Source organism: Natrinema sp. SYSU A 869, from assembly GCF_019879105.1.
Taxonomy (GTDB): domain Archaea; phylum Halobacteriota; class Halobacteria; order Halobacteriales; family Natrialbaceae; genus Natrinema.
The window spans coordinates 1255316-1280264 of the sequence record NZ_CP082249.1 but is presented as its reverse complement, the minus strand read 5'-3'; the positions used below and the strand labels follow the sequence as shown (position 1 = coordinate 1280264).

Sequence of the window (24949 nt, the reverse complement as noted above, 5' to 3'; positions counted from 1 at the left end):
GCCGAAGGACTGCTCCGGCACAAACACCACCTTTCGGGACGGTGTACGAACGGTCGTGCTCGATGCTCGAACCATTGCAGGACGACGGGCCGTCGTCGCCCTCGCCATCGCGCTCGTCGCCGCGACCGCCGCCTTCGGCGCGCTGCTCGGCGCGACCCTGCCCGCACGAACCGGCCTCGAGGAGATCACCGTCCGCTCGATCACAGTTCCCGTCTCGCCGGTCACGCTCGCCGTCTACGGTGCCGTCGCCATGGGCGTGCTATTGGTAACACTCGGACTCGTCGTTACCGTCCTGTCGCGGTTCGACGAGGGAGCATAATACGTCTCCCAGTGTCCGGCACATCTACCTCGGTAGGGAGAGTACGACATACCCTGCTGATCTCGACAGCGAGGGCTCGGGTTCCGGCGAATAACCCCGTTTCATCCGAGATGGTAGTAACCGAACGCTTACAGTACCCCCAGTTGTCGGATCTATTGGATGATCGACACTCTCCGAGCGGCAATCGTCCCGTTCTTTATCGTCCTGTTTCCGGCGGTCTGGTACGTCAATCGGAATCTCACGACCGCTCAGCTTCCCCCGTCGACGGAGCCATCGGTCGTGCTCATTGCGGGTGGACTCGGCGCGTCGGTTGTCGGATCGGCCGCGTTCGCGGTCGCAGTCACGAGGGCCGTTTACAGGTGGTCGGACGTCGACGACGAGCGCGAATTAGTCCGGTATCAGCGCATCTTCAGGCCTGACAACACTTCTCTGGCCGTCTTCGCCGGATTCATCTCGCTCACGTTCCTGTGGGCCGTCGTCGTACTCGCGGGAGTCGGGCCAGCGTGGGTCGGTGAGCTATTGTCCGTCCCGCTCGGCCTGTTGGGACTACCGTTCGTCCTGCTCCTTCCCCTCGGAATCCGTTTCCACTGGGCCGTGGTTCTCGGCCTCGTCTGCAGCGTCGTGTGGATGATGGGGCTCGCGACGGTCCTGTCGGATACGATTCACCGGTGGAGTGCCCCTGACGCGTAACTTACGCCAGTCCGAGGTTCTCGCTGTATGCACCGTACAGGTCCTCGAAGACGCCCATGATCTCGCCCATCGTCGCGTAGGCTTTCACCGCGTCGACGATGTACGGCATCGTGTTCTCGCCGCGCTCACTGGCCTCGCGTAGCGCCTCGAGCGCCTTCTCGACCGCCGCGTCATCCCGGTCTGCTTTCACGTCCTCGAGCCGGCCGAGCTGCCGTTCGGCCGTGGTTTCGTCGATCTGGAGAATGTCGGGACTGGTGTCCTCCTCGAGGGTGTACTTGTTGACGCCGACGACGACCTCCTCGCCGCGCTCGACGCGTTCCTGGTACTCGTAGGACGCGTCCTGGATCTCTCGGAGGAAATAGCCGTCCTCGATTCCGTTGAGGATGCCGTCGCGGACCGAGCCGTCGCCCATCTCCCGGATTTCCTCGATATAGCGCATCGTTCGCTCCTCGATCTCGTTCGTGAGCGTCTCGACGGCGAAGGAGCCGCCCATTGGGTCGACGATGTCGGCCGCGCCGGACTCGTCGGCGATGATCTGCTGGGTTCGCAGCGCAACCCGGACGGCCTTCTCGCCGGGCAGGGCGAGCGCCTCGTCGAAGCTGTTGGTGTGGAGCGACTGGGTGCCCCCAAGGACGCCGGCCAGCGCCTGGATCGTCACCCGGGCGACGTTGTTCAACGGTTGCTGGGCCGTCAACGACTGGCCCGCCGTCTGGGTGTGGAACTTGAGACGTTTGGACTCGTCAGCCTCCGCGCCGTACCAGTCGTCCATCACCCGCGCGTAGATCCGGCGTGCCGCTCGGAACTTCGCGATTTCCTCGAAGAAGGAGTTGTGGCAGTTGAAGAAGAAGGAGAGCCGCGGCGCGAACTCGTCGACATCGAGCCCGCGGTCCATCGCATCCTCGACGTAGCCGAAGCCGTCCGCGAGGGTAAAGGCGAGTTCCTGAACGGCCGTCGAACCCGCCTCGCGGATGTGATAGCCCGAGACCGAGATCGGATGGAACTTCGGCGTTTCCCGCGTGCTGAACTCGAGGACGTCCGTCACGAGATCGAGCGACGGCTTGGGTGGGATCACCCACTCCTTCTGGGCGATGAACTCCTTGAACATGTCGTTCTGGAGGGTCCCGCGCAGTTTCTCGCGGGGCACGTCCCGCTGGTCGGCCAGCGCGACGTACATCGCGTAGATCACCGGCGCGGAGGGGTTGATCGTAAAGGAGGTCGAAATCTCCACTAAGTCGATCCCGTCGAAGAGGATCTCCATGTCCCGGAGCGTGTCGACCGCGACGCCCTCCTTGCCGATCTCACCTTCGCTCATTGGGTCGTCCGAGTCCAGGCCCATCAGGGAGGGCATGTCGAACGCCGTCGAGAGACCGGTCTGGCCCTCGTCGATCAGGTAGTGAAACCGCTCGTTGGTCTCCTCAGCAGTTCCGAAGCCGGCGAACTGGCGCATCGTCCACGTCCGCCCACGGTACATCGTCGGGTACGGCCCCCGCGTGTAGGGTTCCTCGCCCGGAAATCCCAAGTCCTCGAGGTAGTCGAGATCCGAAACGTCGTCGGGGGTGTAGAGCCGGTCGACCTCGTGGTTCGATACCGTCGCGAACCGGTCCCGTCGTTCGCCGCGGCGCTCGAGGGTCGGCTCGAGCGTTTCCGCCTCCCACTGCTCGCCTGCTTCGCGGATCTCATCGAGATCCTCATCGTCGTACATGGACGTAATATTTGCCGACAGCCAATGAAGGTTCGGGGCAATTGAGCGGCTCGAGAACGGCGCTACCGCATCTCGCGAGACGGATAGCTAGACCCGGCGGTGTTCATGGCCGCTCGTGAGGAGATCGTCGGCCCAGTCGATGTTGACGCGATTGGTCGGCGCACTCGACAACCCATCGCGACTGACGACTTCGACGGTCCGATTGCGTGCATCGGGCGTGAACGGCGACGCAGCCATTACCCGTGCCACGTCGGCCCGCGGGATCGACCCCGAAACGGAGTCGCCACCCTCGCCGACTACGACTTCGCCACTCGGTGGTTCGTTCGTCAGACTCCCAGGTCGAATGATCGTATACCTCAGTCCCGACCGACGAAGTGCCGTCTCGGCGTCCCGCTTGGCTCGCAACGATCCCCGGATCAGTAGCCGAGCCGGCAGCGAGAGTCCCGCTTTCGAGTTCCCGACGCCGATCGCACTTTCGAGGACGAAGTAAGAGACGTCCGCCGCAATGGCGGCAGTAACGAGGTTGATGACCCCGGTCCGATCGACGAGTTTGCCGCCGGTCACGTGGCGCAGGCTCGGCGGCGTTCCGAGCGCACAGTAGACGATATCACAGTTCTCGACCGCAGCAACGGCGTCGGACGACTCGAAGAAATCGGCGACGACCACCTCGTCGGCACCGTGGCGCTCGAGCGTATCGACGTTCGCGTACGAGCGCGTAGTCGCACGAACGGAGAGATCGGTCGGTCGCAGCACGGAGAGCAACTCCTCGCCGGTCGCCCCGCTGGCACCGGCGACGAGGACGCGATCGGGTGTTGGTGATCCAGCCATCGAGCGAGATACTGCACGGACACGGAAAACGGTCACCAGCAATCGACAGCCACGACTGTCGGTCCGTCGCGAATATGAGAACGTATCGCAATTTTTCGTACTCGTCGCCGCTTCCCCTACTCGGCCTCGTCTTCGTCCACACGTCCGCCGTCCGACTGGAGCCGCTTGGTCGTCTGGACCAACGGATGGCGCGCGTAGTCGACGACGTCGATGTCATCGATCCGCTCGAGACCCTCCTTTTCGGCCGTGCGCGCCATTCCAAGATCGATCTCGTGATCGATGACGATCACATAGGCGTCCATCTCGTCGATGTCCAACCGGTCGGCCGCGAGCACGCGGTGGTGGCCGTCCGCCAACAGGAGCGTGCCGCCGTTGTCGATGACCACCAGTGGCTCGGCCAGCCCCCGCTCGAGTTCGTAGCGCCGCCCCTCGAGTTCGTCCGCATAGACCCGGCCCTGCGTGGGGGTAAGCTCCGAGAGCGGGACGGTTCGGCGTTCCTCTGTCAGGTCAATTTCGTGGATTTGCTCTAAGGTCCGCATCAGCTTGCCGACCTTCTCGGGGGTTGCGCGTTCGATCTGACTGCGGATGACGTCGGCGTTAGAAATGATCCCCACGAGGTTGCCCGCGTCGTCGACGACGGGTAGTTTCTGGATGCCCGACCGAAGGATGACACGTGCGGCGTCGTTCACCTTCATGTCGGGGTGGGCGACGAGCAGTTCCGTCGCCATGACTTTGAAAATCGGATCGTCGTCCTCGGCGAGCAACAGGTCGCGGGCGCTGATGAAGCCCTCCACGCGGCGTCGCTCGCAGACGGGAAAGCCGCTGTGTTCCTCGCTCTCGGCGATCCGCGCCGCGACCTCGCCGACAGTCTCGTCGGGAGATACCGTCGCCACGTCGCGCGTCATGTAGTCTTTGACCTTGGGCTTCGTCCGGCCCGACACGACCTCCATACGCGGACACACGGGGGCCGCGCGCAAAAGTACTGTCACTGATGCCGTCATCACCGGTACCATCGGCGTCTCTCCGCCCGTATCGCGGCCGTCGGTACTGCGGAATCGCTCTGTCGCAGTGAGAACGGGGCTGTGTCACTCGGTCCGTCCGTTACTTACCTCACTGCTCTCGTAGCGCGTGGAGCGTAAGCGAGAACGTCGCTCCCTCGCCGGGATTGGAATCGACCCAGATGTCGCCGCCGTGGCGCTCGACAATTCGTTGACAGAGTGCCAGTCCGATGCCCGTCCCTTCGTACTCGTCGTGACTGTGGAGCCGATCGAAAACGGTGAACACGCGATCCTGATCGTCCGGATCGATACCGATCCCATCGTCCCGTACCGAGATGACCCATTCTCGGCCGCGACGGTTCGCATCGATGTGAACACGGGGCGGCGTCTCGCCGCTGTACTGGATGGCGTTATTGAGCAGGTTCTGGAAGACCTGTCGTAACTGACTGGGATCACCCGACACACGAGGGAGTCGATCGACCGTAATCTCTGCATTGCTCTCCTCGATTTGAAGCCGCAAGTCCGTGAGCACGTCGTCGAGAAGGGGGTCCAGATCGACCGGTTCGAACGGATCGCCCCGCGTTTCGATGCGAGAGTACTCGAGCAAGCCGTCGATCATGTCGCGCATCCGCTCGGCTCCGTCGACGGCGTACGCGAGGAACTCCTCGCCGTCCTCATCGAAGGCGTCGCCGTACCGCTTCTCGAGGAGTTGGAGATAGCTCGTAACCATCCGCAGGGGCTCTTGCAGGTCGTGGGAGGCAGCGTAGGCGAACTGCTCTAAGCGCTCGTTCGATTCCTCGAGCGCCTGTTCGCGACGCCTCCGTTCGAGTTCGAACGTGACCCACTGCGCCATGAGATGGTGGAACGTCCGTTCAGCGTCGGTAAACTCCCGGTCGCGCGAGTCCGTTGACATGAAGAAGAACGTTCGGTCGGGCTGGTTCTCCAGATCGATTCGCGTTCCGAGATAGGTCTCGACGCCGAACGCTTCGTACGCGAGGGTGTTCCCGAATCCGGATCGGTCGGGATCAGTAATGTCGGCTATCGTTCCGTCTCCGACCGTCGCCCGACAGTACGTCTCCGAAAGCGGTACCTCTACGCCGGGCTCAAGTCGGTCGTGGTCACCGTGCATGGCTTCCACGGTGAACGAATCGCTCGCCGGGTCGATCTGTGCGAGTCCGCCGAACTCCAGATCAAATCGCTCGCATCCCAACTCGAAGATGTCGTCCAGTTTCTCCTCGAACGGCCGACCGGGATCGGCGGCGATCCGGCTCAACGTCTGTTGGTGGCGTTCTCGCTGTTTGCGTTCGAGTTCGTAGCTGATCCACTGGCCCAGCAACTCGATGAACGTGCGCTCGGTCTCGGAGAACGACCGGTCACGTGGGTCCGTGCTCCCGAACCAAAACGTCCCGTACGGTGTCGCGCCGTTCATCACCCGCGTCCCGAGATAGCTCATCAATCCGAATTCGCGATGGATCTCGTCGTCCTCCCAGTCGGTGCCGCGGACGTCCGCCATGGCGACGGGCTCGTCGGCTTCGATGGTGGCGCGACAGAAGTGCTCGTACCCCGGATCTGACCACAGTTCGTCTTCGGGGTCGATACCGAGGCCGACTCCCTTCTCCAACCGGAACTCGCCGCCCCACGACGGCAGATGGTTCAGCCCGCCCATCTCGAGGCCGAACCACTCCTGGCCGACCTCGAGCAACTGCTCGAGTTTCTCCTCGAAGTCACGGTCGGGGTCGGCCGTGATCCGGTAACTCTCGCGGAGGAAGCGCTCGCGGCGCTGGCGCTCCAGTTCGTACTCGACCCACTGGCCCATCAGGTTGAGGAACGTCTGTTCGGCGCTCGAAAACCGTTTTTCGCGCGGTGTCTCAGCGGCGAAACACAGCGTCCCGTACTCCTCGCCGCCGGCGTGGACGGTCATCCCGAAGTAGGCATCCAACCCGAACCGTTCGTAGGCAGGATCGTCGGTCCAGCCTACCTCCACCGCATCCGGGACGGAGATCGGGCCGGGTGCTGCAAGCAACTTCTCACAGTACGTCTCGCAGAGTGACACGGTACTGCCCGGGTTGATTCTCTCGTGGTCGCCGACGGCTTCCACGATCTCGAACGCGTTGTCACCGGTCGTTTTCGTGAAGTATCCGATCTCGAGATCGAATCGGTCACAGCCCAGTTCCAACAGCTCCTCGATTTTCTCGTCGAGCGACGTGTTCGGACTGGCGATCGTCTCGTAGAGGTCTCGCTGATAGCGCTCTCGGGTTTCGATCGTCTCCCGCGCGTCGGTTCGGTCGACCAGCGTTGCCAACTTCCGGTCCAGTTCGCGCGACGGTTGATCGGGGCCGAAATATTCCTCGGGCGGGGTATAGTAGAAGTTCTGGCAGATAGTGGTGTCGTCGTAGACGAGAAACGGATGGGTCTTGAGGACGTCATGGAGAATCTCCGCCGGAAACCGACTGCGGTTGTACTGACAGAGGACAGTGTAGTCATCACCGTCATAGAGCGGATTGAGCAGTGCTTCGTACTCACAGAGTTGGTCGGCGCTTGTCTCGTCGGCCTCGAGCGCCCACGTCATCTCAGCGGCGGCTCTGAGCCCCGTAAATTCGCTTGCAGTCGCATCATCGAGGGTCTCTTCCCAAAATTCTAGCATCGCCTCGCGGTCGAACTCGCCGGTCTGGCAGTAGGTATCGTCCGGCGTGTACACCGTGAGCGCCCCCGATTCGAGGGCAGTATCGATGTCGATGCCGCGAGTTCGCATCGCATCACGCACCTCACCGACGGTATTGTCATCGGCGACGTAGATACATCGCTCGCCGCGTTCGAGCCCCTCCCGAATGAACGGGACGACCGTCTCGAACTGTTCGGCATGGTCCTCGTAAATATGCGCGAAGTGGTCGTTGTCCGCATGACCCTCGAACGATTCGATGGGGCCGCGAGTTTTGAAACTCAACTGCGAGGATTCGAATCGATTTCCGGTGGTAGACGTGGTATGCCGTTTCGTATGGTCCGAGATATGCTTACTCATGAATTACACTCCGATTGCCCAGAAACCATCTCTAAATCGGGGTCTCTGGTATTCAGCTCACTTACTCTGTGACTCTATTCGGTATATAGATCGATGAGTGCAAGCATGAAAAGAGTATCGTGGGGTGGCATTCTCGCCCGGTAGGTCACAAGAGCGCAACTCGTTGAACGGTGAGAGATCGAAGTGAGACAGCGATGCGATCTCCGACACATCCGCACTATTCCTTCGAAACGACCGCTTCGTTCCCAAATACGGAACCCGCGCTACGATCGGCTAGATCATGCCGACTCGCCGTCTTCGGGCTCGCCACGCTGGGTGAACAGCCACTCGCTGGTTTGTGTGTAGGCCCCGACCGGAACTCCCGGCCGCGTCTCGATCGCCTCGAAAAAGCGGTTCGTGATCACTTCCTCGACGACGCTAACGATCGACTCGATCTCCTTCTCATCGTCTGCACTGCCCAGAATTCCGATCTGGAGTTGTGCGCCGGCCATGTCGGCGTGGCCGCCGGCGCTGCCGATCCGGTTGAACCCGTCCCGGAGCGTCTCACCAAGATCGACGTCCGCCGCCCGCGACCGGGCTGACAGAAAGACCATCTCCTCGGCGAACCCGAAGACGAGTGTCGTCTCAATGCCCTCCATCGTGAGTAATTGGTCGGCCGCCTGGGGCAACGCGTCCCGGTCGCCGATCCGCCCGACGCTGGCGACGGCCACCGAATCGCGCTGTACTCGGTTCTTGATCGCTCGGGCGATCGTCTCGAGGGTCTCACCCTCGAGGGAGGGCTGCTCGATCTGGTCCAGCAGCGACGTGTCGACGCGGGGCCACAGCAGCGACGCGGCGCGGAAGTCCGCAGGGGAGACTTCCCGGGTAAAGTCGTTCGTGTCGACCCGGATCCCATACAGCAGCGCCGTCGCGGTCGCGGCATCGACGTCGAGATCGAATCGCTCGAGGTACTCGGTCAGGACGGTACTAGTCGCGCCCGCACCCTGTCGGAGGTCGACGAACTCCCCGGGGACCGGGCCGCGAGGTGGATGGTGATCGATGACGATGTCGACATGGAGGTCCGACGGGAGCTGGTCGTTGACGCCGGGTCGGGAGTGGTCGACCAGCGCGAAGGCCGAATACTCCCCGAGCGAATCGTCGTGAGACAAGTTTCGCAGGTTTAACTCGAGGAGGTTGACCATCGCCCGGTTCTCTTGGTGTGAAATCTCGCCAAAGTAACAGGCGTCGGCATCGACGCCGACCGACTCTGCGATGGCGACGAGTGCAACGGCGCTTGCGAGCGCGTCCGGATCGGGATTGTCGTGGGCGACGACCGCCAGCCGGCCATCGATGTCCGTGAGTTGCTCTCGGAGTTCGATGGCGGATTCGGCCAACGAGCTTGCCGTGCCGTCGAGTGCCCGATCGGCCAGCGCGGTCGTCGGGTCGACGACGGTGTCCGCCAACTCGTCGAACCGGTCGCGATCCGCCGCCGTCGCGTTCCCGCCCAGATACGCCACGATCGATGCCTCGGGGAAGCGATCCCGCGCGCCCTGGAGTGCGGTTCGATTGACGTCGGTACGGTCGCTGCCGACGAAGATCACGTCCGGCGGGTCGACGTTCGCGATGGCGTCGGGGTCGGATGGGTCGGCACTGCGAGCCGGCACGCTCTCGTCGCGCAACGTCTCGACAATGCCCTCGTCGGCGGTAATAACGAGCAGTCGGTCGCTGTCGCGCTCGGACAGTTGCTCTATGACCTGTCGGCAGACGGTCCCACAGCCGAGCACGAGCCGGAAAACCATTTATCGCGGCTTGCAACCGCGACGGGTAAAAGCTACCGGGTCTCCCGTCAGGCGACGACCGCGGCGGCCGCCTCGAGTGCAGCGTCGGCAATCGGACCGAACGCCGGCAGGATGACGACCGTCATGACGGCTGCGGCGACGATGGCCGCGTAGAGGCCGGTGGGCTGTGCGAGGCGGTCACGATCGAGGAGCGGCTCCTCGATCCAGAGCGCCTTGACCAGCCGCGAGTAGTAGTACAGCGAGAGCGCGCTGTTGATCACCAGCGCGGCGGCGAGGGCGAGCAAGATCGTGTTGTCCGCCGCCGCATTGATCGTCTCGGTGTAGAGGAGGTACTTGCTCCAGAAGCCGCCGAAGGGCGGGACCCCCGCGAGGCTGAACATGAAGATTGCCATCGCGCCGCAGGCGAAGGGTGCCCGCTCTGCGAGGCCGTTGTAGTCCTCGAAGGTCCGGCCGACGCCCCAGTGTTCGGCCAGTCCGACGAACAGGAACGCGCCCGTGTTCATGAAGCCGTAGACCAGCAGGTGCATCATGGCCGCGCCCATGACGAGTTCGCCGCCCTCGGCCGAGAGGGCCGCGAGCCCGATCAGCACGTAGCCGGCATGGCCGATCGAGGAGTAGGCGAGCATCCGCTTGACGTTCTCTTGGGTCGCCGCCGCGAAGTTCCCGAGCGTCATCGTGACGATCGCGAGAATGGCGAACGCCAGCGTCCAGTCGACGCCGATGATGTCGGCCGTCGCCCCGACCGGGAACGCCGTTGTGAACACGCGGAACGCGAGCACGAAGCCGGCGGCCTTCGAGGCCGAGGAGAGGAACGCCGAGATCGGTGCGGGCGCACCCTCGTAGGCCTCGGGGGCCCAGAAGTGGAAGGGAACGCTCGCGGTCTTGAACGCGATGCCGCCGATCAACATCAGGATGCCCAGTCCGAGCAAGCCACCCATCTCGTCGGCGGTCCCGGCGTTCTCAGCGATGACCTCGACCTCAGTTGCGATGGCCTCGAGTTGCAGTGAGCCAGTCGCGCCGTAGACCAGCGAGACGCCGTAGACGAAGATCGCCGACGACAGCGCCCCGATCAGGAAGTACTTCAGGCCCGCTTCGACGCTGCCGCGATTGTCCTTCAGGATCGCGACCAGCGCGTACGACGGCAGGCTCGTCAGCTCGAGTGCGATGAAGATCGTCACGAGACTGTTCGAGGCGGCCATCATCGACATCCCGGTCGCCGCGAGGACGACCAGCGAGTAGTACTCAGCCTGATAGGTGTGGTCCCGCAGGTAGTCGTGGCTCGCCACCGTGACGAGGGCCGTGACGACCGAGATGATGATCATGAAGTAGAGCGCCAGTTGGTCGACGACGAACTGGCCGTTCATGACGTCGATAACGCCGTAGTTCTCGATCCCAGTCGCGCCGACGCCGGCAGCGGTGTACCAGACGGCGACGGCCAACGACGACAGCGAGCCGACGATGGCGGTACCGGAAAGCAGCGTGCGGTTCGTCGAGTGCGGGTCGATGCTGTCTATCAGGAACAGGACGAGCGCCGTCCCCGCTAGGATCAGCGCCGGTGCGAGTGCCATCCAGTCGGGGAGTTCAAGAACCGCCATCAGAGACCACCTCTGATGATCGGGTCGACTGCGTCGGTTATCATGTCGAAGATCAGGTCAGGAGCCACGCCCAGAAGGATGATGAGTCCCAGCAGTACGACCATCGACGCGACGTCGTGCATGGGTGCGCGGCCGACTTCGTAGTCGGTTTCGAGTCGATACGGTCCGAACACCGCCCGCTGGAGCGCGAACAACAGGTAGCCCGCGACGATGACGATGCCGAACATCGCCGCCGCGGTAAAGAGCGGCGAGTAATCGAGCAACTCGGAGCCGAAGGTCCCGAAGAAGATCGTGAACTCGCCGTAGAAGCCACTCATTAGCGGCAGCCCCATGTATCCGAACGCGCCAGCGATCAGTATGCCCACTGCGATCGGCATCCGGTCTGCCATCCCGGACATGTCGGTGACCATCCGCGTGTGGGTCGCGTTGTAGATGACGCCGACGGCCATGAACATCAGTCCCGATATCAGGCCGTGGGAGACCATCTGGAAGGTCGCGCCGCCGACCCCGAACTGGGTATAGGCGACCAGTCCGAGGATGACGTAGCCCATCGACGAGACCGAGGAGTAGGCGACGATCCGTTTGAGGTCGGTCTGGGCGAGCGCCAGCATCGCGCCATAGATGACGCTGATCACGGCGATCGCAGCGATCGGAATCGCGTAGGTCTCGACCTGGTTCGGGAACATCGTGAAGTTGAACCGCAGCAGTGCGTAGGTCCCCATCTTCAGCAAAACGCCGGCCAGCAGTATCGAGGCCGGCGTCGGGGCCTCCACGTGAGCGTCGGGCAGCCACGTATGGAAGGGGACGATCGGCACCTTCACCGCGAACCCAAGGAACATCCCGATGAAAACGACCGATGCCAGGGTCGTTCCGCCGAGTCCGAAGAGGCCCTCGGGTCCGCCGTTGACCATCGCCGACGCGATTTCGGGCAGCGCGAAGGAGGTGACGGAGTCACCGAGCCCGAAGACGAGCATGATGAACGACCCGAACATCACCAGTGACGCCACGTTTGTGTAGACGAAGAACTTGATCGCGGCGTACTTCCGGCGTGGACCGCCCCAGATGCCGATCAGCAGATACATCGGGATCAGGACTGCCTCCCAGAAGACGAACCACAGGAAGAAGTCAAGCGCCGAGAAGACGCCAATTAGGTTCGCTTCAATGAAGAGGATGAGCCCGTAGAACTGGGATTCCCGGTCGTCGATCGGTGTCCACGAGCTGACAATCGCCAGCGTACAGAGGATCGTCGTCAGGACGACCAGCGGCAGGCTGATCCCATCAAGACCGACGAACCACGAAATCGAGTGGTTGCCGATCTCGAGCCACGCCGCCTGCGATTCAAACGCCAGTTCGCCGTCGAGTAAGGCGTTCCCGCTGCCGTCGAAGGCAGCAAACAGCCAGAGGCTGAGCGCTGCCGGAACGAGGCTAATCGCGAACGCGAGTTTGCCGGCGATTCGATTCGGCGCGACGAACGTCACCAGCGCGCCGACCAGTGCGACAGCGATAAGCGCTTCTATCATCATGCGAACCACCCTCCGATATAGCCGAGGACGAGCAGTAAGCCGATGAACCCGCCCACCAACAGCGCCGCGTAGTTAGTTACGATACCCGTCTGTACCCGTTTCAGTCGATCGCTACCGAACAGACTGACCGTCGACGTTCCGTTGACGACCCCGTCGATGACGGTCTGGTCGAAGCGGTCGGCCGCTCGAGCCAGCGGCAGCGTCAGTCCCTCTGCGATCCAGACCTGGTACTCGTCCTGGTAGTAGTTGCTCTTCAGGACGCGGTACGCGCCGCCGAGTTTCTGCATGTGTCGGTCCGGTTCGGGCACGTTGTACAGCGTGTGGGCCGTGAACGCGCCGGCCAGCGCAAGCCCGAGCGACAGGCCTGCGCTCAACAGCATTGTCGTCGTCTCGGAGCCGATATAGCCCTCTTCGAAGGCCACCGTCTCGTGGTATGCGTGGTAGGTCAGTCCCTCGACGTACCCGTACTCGCCGTCGAGCCAGAACTCGAGGAACGTGATGTCGGCGTGGAGCAGTTCGGCAACGGGCGCGAGGTTCGCGAACCCGGCGACGGCTGCGAGCGTCCCGAGCGCGAGCAGCGGGACCTTGACGGCCCAGCTGACCGAGTGTGGGTCTTCGGCCGTCTCCGACCGGGGTTCGCCGTGGAAGGTCAGGAAGACCATCCGGAACGTGTAGAAGCCGGTGAAGAATACGGCGAGAAGCCCCATCGCGTAGGCCGCGAGGATGATCGGCTGCTCCAAACCGACTGCGAGGGCGTCGAACAGCACCTCGTCTTTCGACCAGAAGCCCGAGAAGGGGACGATCCCCGCGAGCGCGAGCGCGCCGGCGAGGAATGTGTAGTAGGTGACGGGCGCTTTGTCTTTGAGCCCGCCCATCTCCCACATGTCCTGTTCGTGGTGCATCAGAATGATGACGGCACCGGCACCGAGGAATAGGAGCGCCTTGAAGAAGGCGTGGTTCATCAGGTGGAAGACCCCGGCGACATAGCCGCCGACGCCGAGTCCGAGCATCATGTAGCCGTACTGGCTGATCGTCGAGTACGCCAGCACCTGTTTGATGTCGTCTTTGACAACGGCCATCGTCGCGGCGAACAGCGCGGTGAAGCCACCGACGAAGGCGATGATCGCCAGCGCGGTCGGACTCAGCGCGTAGTAGCCAAACATCCGGGCGACCAGGTAGACCCCGGCCGCGACCATCGTCGCCGCGTGAATGAGCGCGGAGACGGTGGTCGGACCCTCCATGGCGTCGGGCAGCCAGGTGTGGAAGGGGAACTGCGCGGACTTGCCGAGGACCCCGCCGAGGACGAGCAGTCCGGTGATCGTCACCCAGGTCTCGGCGTCGAAGCCGAACAGGGTCGTGCCGTCATCGATCGCCGTTTCGGCGGCGGTGATGAACGACTCCTCGCCGGCGAAGCCGACCGTGCCGAACGTCGCCGCGATGGCGACGACCCCGATCAGGAAGAAGTAGTCACCGAATCGGGTGACCAGGAACGCCTTCTTCGCGGCCGAGGGGGCCGATTCCGTGCGGAACCAGAACCCGATCAGCAGGTACGAACAGAGCCCGACGAGTTCGAAGAACATGAACGCCATCAGCAGGTTGTCCGCCAAGACGAAGGCGAGCATGCTGAAGGTAAAGAGGCCGAGTTCGGCGTAGTACCGCCGAAGCCCGGTCTCCCCTTCGGCGTTCATGTAGCCGAGACTGAAGACGTGGACGAGCAAGGCGACCAGCGAGACGATCACGAGCATGAGCGCCGAGAGCGGATCGATCAGGATCCCGAACGTGAACGCGATCGTCTCGGGCCCGGTCTTGCTCGCAGCCGCGCCGGCCGTCCACTCATACAGCGTCGTGTGATGTGCGTTACCGCCCGCGACCGCCGCGACCATCACTAGCGAGATGACGAGCGAGCCCGCTGTCGCGAGGATGCCTGGAAGCGCGCCCTTCTTGGGCAGGTATCTGCCGAAGAGGAGCGTAATCACGAACGCCACGAGCGGGAACACGGCGATTGCCGGTGCGAATCCGAACGGTCCTGTTGCTGTTGCTGCCATCTTACCACCTCATCGTCGTTGGAACCGTGACGTCGACATCACGGAAGTTTCGGTACAGCACCAGGATGATCCCGAGTCCGACGGCTACCTCGGCAGCAGCGAGCGCCATCGTAAACAGCGCAAACAACTGCCCCGTCAGGTTGCCGTGATAGAACGCGAACGCGATCAAATTGATGTTGGCCGCGTTCAGCATGAGTTCGACGGACATCAGGAACAATAGTGCGTTGCGACGCGTCAGTACCCCGAACAGGCCGATACAGAACACTGCCATCGACAGCAGCACGTAGTACTGCACGTCGACGGTCATCGATTCTCACCTCCCGTCTCGGTCTGGGAACCGCTGTCGGAGCGTTTTCCGCCATCGGCGACGGCTGGCTCTGGTCCTTCGCTGCTCGAGGCCTCGGTGCTCGAGAGCGCGGCGACGGGTTCGCCGCCCTCCTCGCGTTTCGCGAGGACGAGCGAGGCGTCAAGCGCGGCATCGAGTGCGACCGCGACGAGCAAGACGGCGGCGAGGAACGGTTCCGTGCCGCCGATCGTCTGCAATTCGTCGAAGCCGAACAGGGCGTAGCCGAGTTCGGCCGTGATCGAGACGTCATCGGGGAAGCCGGCCCCCGCGGCCTGAGTCATCGGCTCGAAGGTCGTGTTCAGCGCGATGAGTGCCATCACGCCGAACAGCCCGACCGCGAGCAGTCCCGGAACGAGCGTCTTACCGAGTCGGAGTTTCGGACCGGTCGTCATGCCTGTACCACCTCGTCTGCGTCGGCGTCGGATTCATCGCGCTGGGTCAGCATGACGGCGAACGTGATGAGGACGAGGACCCCGCCCACGTAGACGAGGACCTGCATCATGGCGACGAATTCGGCCGCCAGCATCACGTAGTGGACCGCCACGCTGAGAAGCGCTATGCCAAGCAGGAGCGCCGAATGCCACGGGTCCTGCATGAGCACGACACCCACCGCGCTGGCCAGCGTCACGAGGGCAAACAGCGCGAACGTGATCAGCTCGTAGTTCATGTTTGTTGATAGTGCCCGTTTACGGGACGGGCGGACCCGTTACTGGTAGTCGACCTCTCCCTCACCCTCACCGACCCACGCGCCCCGGTCGGGTTCGCGGGCTGCGAGCGGGTCGATGTCCTTGTACCACGGTACAGCCTTCAGTTGCTCCTTATTGTAGACGAAATCGTGTTTCGTGTCCGCGGTGAACTCGAAATTCTCCGTGAGCAGGATGGCGTCGACGGGGCAGACCTCCTCACAGAGCCGGCAGTAGACACACTGCCCGATGTGAAGGTTGTACTGTTCGCCCTGTCGCTGATCGTTCGTGACGATCTGGATCGTGTCGTTCGGACAGACGTTCTCGCACTGGCGACACCAGATACACCGCTCCTGACTGAACTTATGGACGCCGCGAAAGCGCGGCGAGACGTCGGGTGCGGTCTCCGGATACTCTACTGTGAAGGTAGAGCCGTCCAGTGCGTGTTTCATCGTCGTTGCCATCGATTTGAGTATCCCGATCATGCTATCAGCCCCACAATTACCGCGGTCAAGACGAGATTGGCGAAGGAGAGGACGAGCAGTCCCTTCCAGCCGATCTCGATCAGTTGGTCGATCCGGACGCGGGGAACCGCCGAACGCAGCCACTGCGTCGCGAAGAATACCGCCCAGATCTTAATGATGAACCAGACGATGCCGAGCGCCGCCGGTCCGGGCCCGGCAGGCCCACCGAGGAAGATCGTCGCGATTATCGCACCGCCAAGGAAGATGTGGAGGAACTCCCCGAGGTAGATCAGCACGAAGTAGACCGAGGAGTACTCGGTCTGATACCCGGCGACGATCTCAGTCGGTGCCTCCGGCGTGTCGAAGGGGTTGCGACCGACCTCTGCGAAGTTCGCTACCAGAAAGAGGACGAACGCGAAGGGGTTGACCAGCGCGTACCACGACGGAATCGAAATTCCCACGATCGTGAACAGTGGGTCCGCCTGTGTCGAGACGATCTCGCCCATCTGTAGTGTCCCGGCGAAGATCACGACCGACATCCCGGTGATGACCAGCGGGATCTCGTAGGCGATGTTCTGTGCGACCGCGCGGAGGCCGCCGAGCAGCGAGTACTTGTTCGCCGACGCGTAGCCGGCCATCACCAGTCCGAGGCTCGCGATCCCCGAGACGGCGAAGACATAGGCCAGCCCGACTTCCGGATCAGCGAGGTGAATCCCGCTTCCCATCGGAATGACGGCGAAGCCGAGCAGCGCCGACGATGCGACGACGATCGGCGCAAGGTCGTAGGCGGGCCGATCCGCGTTTTCGGGGATGACCAGTTCCTTTGACAGGAGGCGGACGGCGTCTGCAATAATAATGAACAGTCCCGCCGGACCGAGCCGGTTGACGGCGATCCGGTCCGTGAACGCGGCGGTTATCTTCCGTTTCGCCCACGGCCCCGCGACGCCGGTCATCGCGAGCATCAGATTGCCGATGAGGAAGGCGGCGAGAAAGGTCGCGAGCAGTTCGCCGCCGAGCCCGAACCCATCGAGTCCAGTCAGTTCGCCGATCCGCTCGGGGAGCAAGACCGTATCCTGCAGCGGCACCGCCGGCAGTTCGGGTGACCCGCCGGCCGCGCCTGTGATCTGGCCACCGGTCATACTACCGGTCCACCTCCCCGAGCACGATATCGAGGCTGCCAAGCGACGCGATCAGGTCCGGCACGTACTCCCCTTCGGACATCTCGGGCAGCGCCGAGAGATTGTGGAAACACGGACTCCGGATCTTGAACCGGCCCGGCTTGTCCGTGCCGTCCGAGCGAATGTAGATCCCGAGTTCGCCCTTCGCGCCCTCGACGCTGCGGTAGATCTCCGTGTCCGCGTCCGGCTTGAGCGTCCGCGGCACGTTGCTCTGGACCGTCCGCTCGTCTTCGGGCCAGTCCTCGAGCAGGTCGATACACTGCTCGATGATCTTCGCGGATTCCTCGACTTCCTGCATGCGCACGAGGACGCGGCTGTAGTTGTCACAGCCGTCCTCGGTGACGACATCCCACTCGAGGTTGTCGTAGTAGCCGTAGGGGTCGTCGCGCCGGAGGTCGTAATCGATGCCGGAGCCGCGTGCGACGGGCCCGGTACAGCCGTACTGTTTGGCCACATCGGGCTCGAGAACCCCGGTGTCGTGGCACCGAATCTGGAAGATCTCGTTGCTGGTCAGCAGGTCGTTGTACTCGTCGACCTTGGCGGGGAGTTCGTCGAGGAAGTCTCGCGTCTTCTCGATGAACTCCTCGCGGGGCTCGGGCAGATCCCAGGCGACCCCGCCGAGCCGGAAGTAGTTGAACATGAGCCGCTGGCCGGTCAGGTCCTCGAGGATGTCCTGGACGACCTCGCGGTCGCGCATCCCATACTGGAAGATGGCGGTGAAGTCGCCGTAGACGTCAAGCGCGAAGGTGGCCAGCGCGAGCATGTGGGAGGCGATCCGGCAGAGCTCGGCACCCATCGTCCGGATGACCTGCGCGTACTCCGGGACCTCGATGTCCGCGAGGTCCTCGGCAGTGCGCGCGTAGGCCCACTCGTTCAAGAGGCCGGCCGAGACGTAGTCCCAGCGGTCCGGGTATGGCATGATCTGGTGGCGGTAGGTCCCCTGCTGGCACATCTGCTCCTCGCAGCGGTGCAGGTAGCCGATGTCGGGGTCGACGTCGACGACCGTCTCGCCGTCCAGTACCGTCTCGATGTGGAGCACGCCGTGGGTCGCCGGGTGGTGGGGACCGATGTTGAGGAACATCGTGTCCGACTCGTCGTCGTGATGGTCCGGCTGAACCGGGTTGGCGTGTTCCGTCAACGTCACGAGCTGTGGCTTCTCCTGGTCGTATCCCCGCGAGAGCGGATGGCCCTGCCAGGTCTCGGGCAGGAGGATCCGTCGCGGATCGGGGTGACCTTCGTAGTCGATGCCAACGAGGTCGAAGGCCTCCCGCTCGTGCCAGTCGGCCGTCCGGAAGGCCGGCTCGGCGGTCTGGCTGACCGGATCGTCGGTGTGCGTCGGGACGACAACCGACACCTCCTGCGTCGGGTCGGCGTATTTCCGGAGGTGATAGATCGACTCATACCGGTCTGCGTACTCTTGGGCGGTGAGATTGGCGAGGTGGTCGAACCCAGCCTCGTCTCGAAGGTCTGTGAGGACGTCCTGGACGTCGTCCGGCCGAATGACGAATCCCGGCGCATTCAGGTGATCGTCGCGTGCGAGCGCGCGATCACCGATCAGTGCCGTGAGTTCGTCTTCCGTTACGTCGACCGGTGGCTGCTGCCCTCGCTCGAGTCCCGTGCTCATGGCGAATCAGCCCAGTTATAGCGCATGACGAGGTCCTCCTCGTCGATGTCGTCCGCGAGCTTCTGGATGAGTTCGTCCTGAGGTAGGTCGCCGAACTCCTCGAGTTCGTACGGTTTGACGACGACGGGTGTCGACTCGCCGTTGCGGATCCGCTCCTGGAGTTTGGCGATGCCGTAGACCAGCGCTTCCGGTCGCGGCGGGCAGCCGGGGACGTGGATATCGATTGGGATGATCTCTTCAGCTCCCTTGACGACGTTGTACCCCTCCTGGAAGGGGCCGCCGGAGATCGTACACGAGCCCATGCCGACGACGAACTTTGGTTCGGGCATCTGGTCGTAGACCCGCTTCATACGGGGGCCGAACTTCGAGACGATCGTCCCGGGGACGATCATCACGTCGGCCTGCCGGGGCGAGGCCCGCGGGACCCCGGCCCCGAAGCGGTCCAGGTCGTGTTTGATCGCGTACGTGTGCATCATCTCGATGCTGCAACACGCGATCCCGAACTGGAGCATGAACATCGAGTTGCCCCGCACCCAGTTCATGAACTTGTCGAACTTCGTGAGGATGAACGGGGTCGACCCGAAGGCCTCGCGAAGTTTGGAGTTGAAGCGGTCGTCGGCACCCTCACCGATACGCGAGTCGCGGGTGTCGGTCGACGGTGCGGTGCTGTCGTAGATTTGTTGGCGTGGTTGTTCGCTACTCATGGTCTGTCAGTTTCCAGCTGGCGAGGTGTCCGTGCCCACTGTACTGCGCCCGTACGCCACGCCCACGCGAGTCCGACGAGCAGGATGGCGACGAACAACAGCATCGGCCCGAGCGCACGGACGAGCGGGATATCCGCGGCGAGCGCATCCTGATAGGCGACCGCCCAGGGAAACAACAGGACGGTCTCGATATCGAAGACGACGAACAGCAATGCAACCATGTAGTACTGGATATTAAACCGGATGCGCGTTCCGCCGGTCGGAATCTCGCCACTTTCGTAGGTGGCGCGTTTGCTCGTTTCGGGCACGGTGGGTCGTAGGAGATATGATACCGCCATCATCCCGAACGGTATCAGTACTCCGACGAGCGCCAGCGCCCCGATAGCGATCCAATCATTCATCTCCGTAACGTTCGAGGCTTCAAACCGCACGCACATAAGGGTTGATTCTTCGTTTTTCGGGGTAACACGGGCCGAAACGCGACTTCAGCGAGCGGAGACTCACGTAATTAATCACCGTATATTATGTATAGCTATATGGAACGTGAGCAGATCGGTAATAGCGTATTACTCGCGACCGAAATCGGTCGATCGGACGTTCGAACGATGATTTCTGGCGGCCACACTCATTCGGCTGACCGATCGACCACTGCGATGTGACCGACACCGGGTCCGAACAGTCGGTTACCGGTCCTGGTTCCGGAACGCCGGCGTTCCGCCGTCGTGGAGTTCTTGAGAGACGTCCCCAACGCCCTCGCGTAGGGCCTCGTGATAGGCGACCAGTTGATCGCGGACGTCCTCCTGCTGACGGGCGAGGATCTGTGCGGCCGACAGCGCCGCGTTAAAGGACTTGCCCGCATCAACCGCGACCAGCGGCGCGCCGGTCGGCATCCCGATGACGCTATCAACTGACTTCTCTTGGACCGGGACGCCGATGACCGGCAGCGGGTACGCGATCGATGCAGTCATGTTCGGCAGATCCGCGGACTTCCCACCGGCCCCGGCGATGATCACCTCGAGGCCGCGTTCCTCGGCGGTTTCGGCATAAGCCGTCATTAAGTCTGGCGTCCGGTGGGCAGAGGTGACGTAGGTCTCAAACGTGAACCGCTCGTCGGGCGGGCTCTCGTAATCGGTCTGCTCGGCGAAGCCGAGTTCGTCCACGAAGGCGTCGTACGCGCCGCGGCGCTCGCCGCCAGTCATCATCGTCTCGAGGTCGGAGTCACTCCCCATGACGATCCCGACATCGGGTGTTTCCTCCGCTGAACGGTCCTGCTGGGCTTCGTCATGCAGGCGGTCGATCAGTTCGGTGACGCTGTCGCTCATGGGTGGTGGTCGTCGGGGGAGTGACTTGAAACAGTGGTGAACGGGACGAGCAGCCGCGGCGATCGACGGCGAACGGCACTACGTGCGGAACGTCACGGCGGCCTCGAGATCGCGCGCGGTCTCGAGTAACTCGTCGATCGACGCGTCGGCGTCGTCCGCCGAGAGCGTCACATGCCCCAGCTTCCGCAGGGGACGGGCCTGCCGCTTGCCGTACCAGTGGAGATTCGCACCGGGCGTCTCGAGGATTTCGTCGAGATCGTCCAGCTGTGCGGGCCGTTCCTCGCTCACGTCGCCGAGCAGATTCGTCATCACTGTCGGCGAGCGGAGCGCAGTCGAGCCGAGTGGCCAGCCGAGGACGGCCCGGACGTGTTGTTCGAACTGAGAGGTTTGAGCGCCCTCGATCGTCCAGTGGCCGGAGTTGTGCGGGCGCGGCGCGATCTCGTTGAGGAGAACCTCACCGTCTGTCGTTTCGAAGAGTTCGATTCCGTAGACGCCGCGCCCGTCCATTACCTCAAGCACGTCGCGCGCGACCGCGTGAGCGCGCTCGGTGATGGCCTCGCTCGAGCGCGCCGGAACGACCGTCTCTCGGAGGATCTCTTCCTCGTGGACGTTCTCCCCGATCGGGAAGGTCTCGATCTCATCGTTACCCTTGACCGCGATGACCGAGACCTCGCGCTCGAAGTCGACGAACGACTCGACCATCGCGGGGCCGGCGACCGACTCGAGGGCCTCGTCCGCTTCAGCTTTCGACTCGACGGGGACATTACCCCGGCCGTCGTAGCCGCCGGTTCGGGCCTTGAGCATCACCGGCGCGCCGTAGTCGTCGATCGCCGCCCGAACGTCGGCGGCGTCGTCGACCTCACGGAACGGCGGTACCGGAACGCCAGCGTCCTCGAGTTCGCGTTTCTGGACGAGTTTGTCGTGAATCGTCTCGAGCGTCGACGGCTTCGGATGGACGGGCGTGTCGGTCTCCTCGCTCACTCGGTCCATCACATCTTGATCGGCGAGTTCGATTTCGAAGGTGAGCACGTCGGCGCGCGCGGCGAGCTCGCGGATCCCCGCTTCGTCGTCGAACCCGGCAACGATCTGGTCGCGGGCCACGGGCGCGGCTGGACAGTCCGGCGTCGGGTCGAGGACGACCACTTCGACGCCCAGCGGCGCGGCCGCCTCGGCGAGCATTCGCCCGAGCTGTCCCCCTCCGACTACGCCGATCGTCGGTCCCGGCGTCTGTAGCGTCGTCATTGCGTGGCGATTGTCGTCACCCGCGCTTAAGAATTCTCAAATGGCCTGCCGCTCAAGGGGGTCTCGAGACGACCTGACCCGTCACCCGAGAATCCACCTTCGCCTCGTCGTGCAACTACTCGAATGCCGGCTGGCTACTCCATTCAGTGGCTGGACTGCCCGATTCCGGTGGACTCCTTTCCTATAAAAATCTTCGTGCAGAGGACCTATGTCGGAAACTGGACGGTACTATATATCGATTTGGCAATGTACAAACACGAGTATGGGATCGAACGTCTCGCGACGGCGTGTACTCGCTGGGGGAGGCCTCGGTATACTCGCGTCGCTCGCCGGCTGTCTCGCGACCGGCCGAGGGGAAACGGAGATCGTAACCGAAACGTACGGGACCGACGACTACAGTGCGATCTCGCTGTCCGGTGAGAACGGCTCGGTGACCGTCGAGGGAGGGCAGGGGGACGCGATCGAGGTTCGCGGTCGCAAGGCAGCCCCGACCGAAGACACCCTCGAGTCGCTGACGGTTGAGACCAGCAGCGACAATAGTCACCTTGAGATTAATGCACGGCAGGAGGACGTTCCGTTCCTGTTCGGCCCCGATCCGAAACTGGACCTCGAGGCGACGGTTCCCGACGGCGTTCGAGTCGCCAGTGCGGCGACGGCGAACGGCGATATCAACGTCCGAGACGTGATCGGCGAACTGGAAGCCGACACGACGAACGGTCGAATCGACGTGCAGGGCATCGACGGCGGACTCGTCGCAGAGAGCACCAACGGTTCCGTGCAGGCAGTCGGCGTCAGCGGTGACGTTCGGGCAGAGACGACCAATGGGGACATCGAGGTCACTGCAGCGGGCAGTGACAGCGACGGCGACGTAATCGCCAAGAGCACGAACGGAGCGGTCACCGTTCGCACACCGCCGTCGCCCGATGCGACCGTCAGCGCCTTGACGACGAACGGTGCGGTTTCACTGGAGGGATTCGACAACATGAACGCCTCGAGCGACGATTCGGTCGATGTGACGCTCGGCGATGGAACGCGACGAATCCGCCTCGAGACGACCAACGGCGATATCACGGTTCGAGCCGCGGACGAGGAATAACGACGTGACACGGACGATTCCTTCTGCCCGTACGCGACCGACGAGTCGCTTTGCTGGCGACGTGTCGCCGCGAGGATACCGGAGCGGTCGCTCGAGAACGGTACCTCTTTTACCTGCCCTCCCTACCGCTCGCCTATGACCACGCTCGGACTGGTGGTCGCGGAATTCAACCGACCGATCACCGAGCAGATGGAGCAGGAGGCGTTCGAGGCGGCCACCGCCGCGGGTGCCGAGGTGTACGAGACGGTCCACGTCCCGGGGGTGTACGATGCGCCGCTGGCCGCTGACCGGCTCGCCCGCCTTGACGACGTCGATACCGTCGCCGTCATCGGGACCGTCATCACCGGTGACACGGATCACGATCAGGTGATCACCGACGCCACCGCACAGCGACTCTCCGACGTGAGTCTCGAGCGCGACACACCCGTGACCCTCGGCGTGACGGGCCCCGGCATGTCCGCCGCCGAGGCGCGCGAACGCGTCGAGAACGCGGCAAAAGCCGTCGACGGCGCGCTCGATCTCGTCGACGAACTACCCGACCCCAGTTCCGCCGTAGATTCCCACCAATGACGATGGAATTCACTGACCGCGTAAACCGAGTCGAACCGTCCGCAACGCTTGCCATCTCCGCACTCGCCACCGAACTCGAGGCCGAGGGCGCAGACGTCGTCGACCTGAGCGTCGGCGAGCCCGACTTCCCCACGCCCGAGAACATCGTCGAAGCAGGCCAGGACGCGATGGACGCCGGCCACACCGGTTACACCACCTCTGCCGGCATCCTTGAGTTGCGCGAGGCGATCGCCGACAAACTGGCCGACGACGGCCTCGATCACAGCACGGACGAGATCATCGTCACGCCCGGCGCGAAGCAGGCGCTGTACGAGATTGTCCAGTCCCTGATCGGCGAGGGTGACGAAGTCGCCCTGCTCGACCCCGCGTGGGTCTCCTACGAGGCCATGGTCAAGATGGCCGGCGGCGATCTGACCCGCGTCGACCTCTCCGAGACCGACTTCCAGCTCGAGCCCGCGCTCGACGACCTCGCGGCCGCGGTCTCCGACGAGACCGAACTGCTGATCGTCAACTCGCCGTCGAACCCCACCGGCGCGGTCTACTCCGACGAAGCACTCGAGGGCGTCCGCGATCTGGCCGTCGAGCACGACATCACCGTCATCTCCGACGAGATCTACAAGGAGATCACTTACGGCGTCGAACCGACGAGTCTCGGCACACTCGAGGGCATGGCCGACCGCACCGTCACTGTCAACGGGTTCTCGAAGGCCTACTCGATGACTGGCTGGCGGCTCGGCTACTTCGCCGGCCCCGAGGACCTGATCGATCAGGCCGGTAAACTCCACAGCCACTCCGTCTCCTCGGCCGTGAACTTCGTCCAGCACGCCGGACTCGAGGCACTCGAGACCGAAGACGCCGTCACCGAGATGACCGAGGCGTTCGAAGAGCGCCGCGATCTGGTCATCGACCTACTCGCCGAATACGATGTCGACGTCGCCATGCCCGAGGGTGCGTTCTACATGATGCTGCCGGTAGATGCGGACGATCAGGCCTGGTGTGAGGGCGCGATCGAAGACGCTCACGTCGCGACGGTCCCCGGCAGCGCGTTCGGCACGCCCGGCTACGCGCGGATTTCGTACGCCGCGAGCGAGGAACGACTCGAGGAGGGTATCGAGCGGCTGGCCGAGGAAGGCTACCTGTAACGTCTCCTGTTGCAATCGGTCCTGCGATTTCCTTTCTCACACGTGATCAGCCGCAGTTTATATACGAAGGCGAGGCCACCC

Annotated in this window: 23 protein-coding genes; 5 read left to right on the top strand and 18 right to left on the bottom strand. The window is 63.3% G+C overall.

The features are described 5' to 3' along the window. Window positions 1-55: 55 nt before the first annotated feature. Both K6I40_RS14440 and K6I40_RS14435 read left to right on the top strand, forming a co-directional pair. Window positions 56-319 carry a hypothetical protein gene (locus tag K6I40_RS14440; RefSeq protein WP_222919734.1) on the top strand — a complete coding sequence of 88 codons (264 nt, stop codon included), beginning with the start codon at window positions 56-58 and terminating at the stop codon, window positions 317-319. Window positions 320-478: 159 nt separating this feature from the next. Next, complete coding sequence (locus tag K6I40_RS14435; protein ID WP_222919733.1) at window positions 479-1009, top strand: hypothetical protein; 531 nt, start codon at window positions 479-481, stop codon at window positions 1007-1009. A 1-nt stretch (window position 1010) separates the two neighbouring features. On the opposite strand, the gene K6I40_RS14430 is transcribed toward K6I40_RS14435, so the two are convergent. The 18 genes from K6I40_RS14430 to K6I40_RS14345 form a co-directional block, all read right to left on the bottom strand. Then, window positions 1011-2711: a methylmalonyl-CoA mutase family protein gene (locus tag K6I40_RS14430; protein ID WP_222919732.1), complete on the bottom strand. Its 1701-nt coding sequence runs from the start codon at window positions 2709-2711 to the stop codon at window positions 1011-1013. A gap of 87 nt (window positions 2712-2798) precedes the next feature. Then, window positions 2799-3539 (bottom strand): NAD(P)-binding oxidoreductase, encoded by a 741-nt coding sequence (locus K6I40_RS14425; RefSeq protein ID WP_222919731.1) that lies wholly within the window; start codon window positions 3537-3539, stop codon window positions 2799-2801. 116 nt (window positions 3540-3655) lie between these two features. Beyond that, window positions 3656-4489, bottom strand: a complete 834-nt coding sequence (locus K6I40_RS14420) for a CBS domain-containing protein (RefSeq protein ID WP_222919730.1) — start codon at window positions 4487-4489, stop codon at window positions 3656-3658. Between the two features lie 160 nt (window positions 4490-4649). Further along, window positions 4650-7481, bottom strand: a complete 2832-nt coding sequence (locus K6I40_RS14415; RefSeq protein WP_345779437.1) for an MEDS domain-containing protein — start codon at window positions 7479-7481, stop codon at window positions 4650-4652. 353 nt (window positions 7482-7834) lie between these two features. After that, window positions 7835-9334 carry a DHH family phosphoesterase gene (locus tag K6I40_RS14410; RefSeq protein ID WP_222919728.1) on the bottom strand — a complete coding sequence of 500 codons (1500 nt, stop codon included), beginning with the start codon at window positions 9332-9334 and terminating at the stop codon, window positions 7835-7837. A 47-nt stretch (window positions 9335-9381) separates the two neighbouring features. Continuing rightward, window positions 9382-10929: an NADH-quinone oxidoreductase subunit N gene (locus tag K6I40_RS14405; protein WP_222919727.1), complete on the bottom strand. Its 1548-nt coding sequence runs from the start codon at window positions 10927-10929 to the stop codon at window positions 9382-9384. Beyond that, complete coding sequence (locus K6I40_RS14400) at window positions 10929-12452, bottom strand: NuoM family protein (RefSeq protein WP_222919726.1); 1524 nt, start codon at window positions 12450-12452, stop codon at window positions 10929-10931. The genes K6I40_RS14405 and K6I40_RS14400 overlap by 1 nt, the downstream gene beginning before the upstream one ends. After that, window positions 12449-14497 carry an NADH-quinone oxidoreductase subunit L gene (gene nuoL / locus K6I40_RS14395; protein WP_222919725.1) on the bottom strand — a complete coding sequence of 683 codons (2049 nt, stop codon included), beginning with the start codon at window positions 14495-14497 and terminating at the stop codon, window positions 12449-12451. Before nuoL ends, K6I40_RS14400 begins: the two co-directional genes overlap by 4 nt. A 1-nt stretch (window position 14498) precedes the next feature. Beyond that, window positions 14499-14804, bottom strand: coding sequence for an NADH-quinone oxidoreductase subunit NuoK (nuoK, locus tag K6I40_RS14390; protein ID WP_006181260.1), 306 nt, complete (start codon window positions 14802-14804; stop codon window positions 14499-14501). Continuing rightward, window positions 14801-15235, bottom strand: coding sequence for a hypothetical protein (locus K6I40_RS14385; RefSeq protein ID WP_222919724.1), 435 nt, complete (start codon window positions 15233-15235; stop codon window positions 14801-14803). The genes nuoK and K6I40_RS14385 overlap by 4 nt, the downstream gene beginning before the upstream one ends. Then, window positions 15232-15510: an NADH-quinone oxidoreductase subunit J gene (locus tag K6I40_RS14380; RefSeq protein ID WP_222919723.1), complete on the bottom strand. Its 279-nt coding sequence runs from the start codon at window positions 15508-15510 to the stop codon at window positions 15232-15234. Before K6I40_RS14380 ends, K6I40_RS14385 begins: the two co-directional genes overlap by 4 nt. 39 nt (window positions 15511-15549) lie before the next feature. Then, window positions 15550-16011 (bottom strand): NADH-quinone oxidoreductase subunit I, encoded by a 462-nt coding sequence (locus tag K6I40_RS14375; RefSeq protein WP_222919722.1) that lies wholly within the window; start codon window positions 16009-16011, stop codon window positions 15550-15552. After that, entirely contained in the window at window positions 16008-17129 is a 1122-nt protein-coding gene (locus tag K6I40_RS14370; RefSeq protein WP_222919721.1) for a complex I subunit 1 family protein, read from the bottom strand. Before K6I40_RS14370 ends, K6I40_RS14375 begins: the two co-directional genes overlap by 4 nt. 1 nt (window position 17130) lies before the next feature. Then, the gene (locus tag K6I40_RS14365) at window positions 17131-18792 is read right to left on the bottom strand and encodes an NADH-quinone oxidoreductase subunit D (RefSeq protein WP_222919720.1); all 1662 of its coding nucleotides are present in this window, start codon (window positions 18790-18792) and stop codon (window positions 17131-17133) included. Beyond that, entirely contained in the window at window positions 18789-19496 is a 708-nt protein-coding gene (locus K6I40_RS14360) for an NADH-quinone oxidoreductase subunit B (RefSeq protein ID WP_222919719.1), read from the bottom strand. Before K6I40_RS14360 ends, K6I40_RS14365 begins: the two co-directional genes overlap by 4 nt. After that, window positions 19493-19897, bottom strand: coding sequence for an NADH-quinone oxidoreductase subunit A (locus K6I40_RS14355; RefSeq protein ID WP_006185419.1), 405 nt, complete (start codon window positions 19895-19897; stop codon window positions 19493-19495). The genes K6I40_RS14360 and K6I40_RS14355 overlap by 4 nt, the downstream gene beginning before the upstream one ends. A 282-nt stretch (window positions 19898-20179) precedes the next feature. Continuing rightward, window positions 20180-20818, bottom strand: a complete 639-nt coding sequence (locus K6I40_RS14350; protein ID WP_222919718.1) for an AIR carboxylase family protein — start codon at window positions 20816-20818, stop codon at window positions 20180-20182. A gap of 78 nt (window positions 20819-20896) precedes the next feature. Continuing rightward, window positions 20897-22060, bottom strand: coding sequence for a 5-(carboxyamino)imidazole ribonucleotide synthase (locus K6I40_RS14345; protein WP_222919717.1), 1164 nt, complete (start codon window positions 22058-22060; stop codon window positions 20897-20899). 262 nt (window positions 22061-22322) lie between these two features. Between K6I40_RS14345 and K6I40_RS14340 the strand changes: the two genes are divergently transcribed. From K6I40_RS14340 to K6I40_RS14330, 3 genes are all read left to right on the top strand, one after another. Continuing rightward, a complete protein-coding gene (locus K6I40_RS14340) occupies window positions 22323-23156 on the top strand; it encodes a DUF4097 family beta strand repeat-containing protein (protein WP_222919716.1) in 834 nt (277 codons plus the stop codon). A 135-nt stretch (window positions 23157-23291) separates the two neighbouring features. Then, window positions 23292-23726, top strand: a complete 435-nt coding sequence (gene ribH / locus K6I40_RS14335) for a 6,7-dimethyl-8-ribityllumazine synthase (RefSeq protein ID WP_222919715.1) — start codon at window positions 23292-23294, stop codon at window positions 23724-23726. Further along, the gene (locus tag K6I40_RS14330; RefSeq protein ID WP_222919714.1) at window positions 23723-24868 is read left to right on the top strand and encodes a pyridoxal phosphate-dependent aminotransferase; all 1146 of its coding nucleotides are present in this window, start codon (window positions 23723-23725) and stop codon (window positions 24866-24868) included. Before ribH ends, K6I40_RS14330 begins: the two co-directional genes overlap by 4 nt. The last annotated feature ends 81 nt before the right edge of the window (window positions 24869-24949 follow it).

Coding starts and splice junctions, on each gene's coding strand:
- K6I40_RS14365 (WP_222919720.1), bottom strand. CDS start 18,792: ATGAGCACGGGACTCGAGCGAGGGCAGCAGCCACCGGTCGACGTAACG.
- nuoL (WP_222919725.1), bottom strand. CDS start 14,497: ATGGCAGCAACAGCAACAGGACCGTTCGGATTCGCACCGGCAATCGCC.
- K6I40_RS14425 (WP_222919731.1), bottom strand. CDS start 3,539: ATGGCTGGATCACCAACACCCGATCGCGTCCTCGTCGCCGGTGCCAGC.
- K6I40_RS14420 (WP_222919730.1), bottom strand. CDS start 4,489: ATGGAGGTCGTGTCGGGCCGGACGAAGCCCAAGGTCAAAGACTACATG.
- K6I40_RS14360 (WP_222919719.1), bottom strand. CDS start 19,496: ATGAGTAGCGAACAACCACGCCAACAAATCTACGACAGCACCGCACCG.
- K6I40_RS14385 (WP_222919724.1), bottom strand. CDS start 15,235: ATGACGACCGGTCCGAAACTCCGACTCGGTAAGACGCTCGTTCCGGGA.
- ribH (WP_222919715.1), top strand. CDS start 23,292: ATGACCACGCTCGGACTGGTGGTCGCGGAATTCAACCGACCGATCACC.
- K6I40_RS14370 (WP_222919721.1), bottom strand. CDS start 17,129: ATGACCGGTGGCCAGATCACAGGCGCGGCCGGCGGGTCACCCGAACTG.
- K6I40_RS14375 (WP_222919722.1), bottom strand. CDS start 16,011: ATGATCGGGATACTCAAATCGATGGCAACGACGATGAAACACGCACTG.
- K6I40_RS14430 (WP_222919732.1), bottom strand. CDS start 2,711: ATGTACGACGATGAGGATCTCGATGAGATCCGCGAAGCAGGCGAGCAG.
- K6I40_RS14410 (WP_222919728.1), bottom strand. CDS start 9,334: ATGGTTTTCCGGCTCGTGCTCGGCTGTGGGACCGTCTGCCGACAGGTC.
- K6I40_RS14340 (WP_222919716.1), top strand. CDS start 22,323: ATGGGATCGAACGTCTCGCGACGGCGTGTACTCGCTGGGGGAGGCCTC.
- nuoK (WP_006181260.1), bottom strand. CDS start 14,804: ATGACCGTCGACGTGCAGTACTACGTGCTGCTGTCGATGGCAGTGTTC.
- K6I40_RS14330 (WP_222919714.1), top strand. CDS start 23,723: ATGACGATGGAATTCACTGACCGCGTAAACCGAGTCGAACCGTCCGCA.
- K6I40_RS14355 (WP_006185419.1), bottom strand. CDS start 19,897: ATGAATGATTGGATCGCTATCGGGGCGCTGGCGCTCGTCGGAGTACTG.
- K6I40_RS14380 (WP_222919723.1), bottom strand. CDS start 15,510: ATGAACTACGAGCTGATCACGTTCGCGCTGTTTGCCCTCGTGACGCTG.
- K6I40_RS14400 (WP_222919726.1), bottom strand. CDS start 12,452: ATGATGATAGAAGCGCTTATCGCTGTCGCACTGGTCGGCGCGCTGGTG.
- K6I40_RS14435 (WP_222919733.1), top strand. CDS start 479: ATGATCGACACTCTCCGAGCGGCAATCGTCCCGTTCTTTATCGTCCTG.
- K6I40_RS14350 (WP_222919718.1), bottom strand. CDS start 20,818: ATGAGCGACAGCGTCACCGAACTGATCGACCGCCTGCATGACGAAGCC.
- K6I40_RS14405 (WP_222919727.1), bottom strand. CDS start 10,929: ATGGCGGTTCTTGAACTCCCCGACTGGATGGCACTCGCACCGGCGCTG.
- K6I40_RS14345 (WP_222919717.1), bottom strand. CDS start 22,060: ATGACGACGCTACAGACGCCGGGACCGACGATCGGCGTAGTCGGAGGG.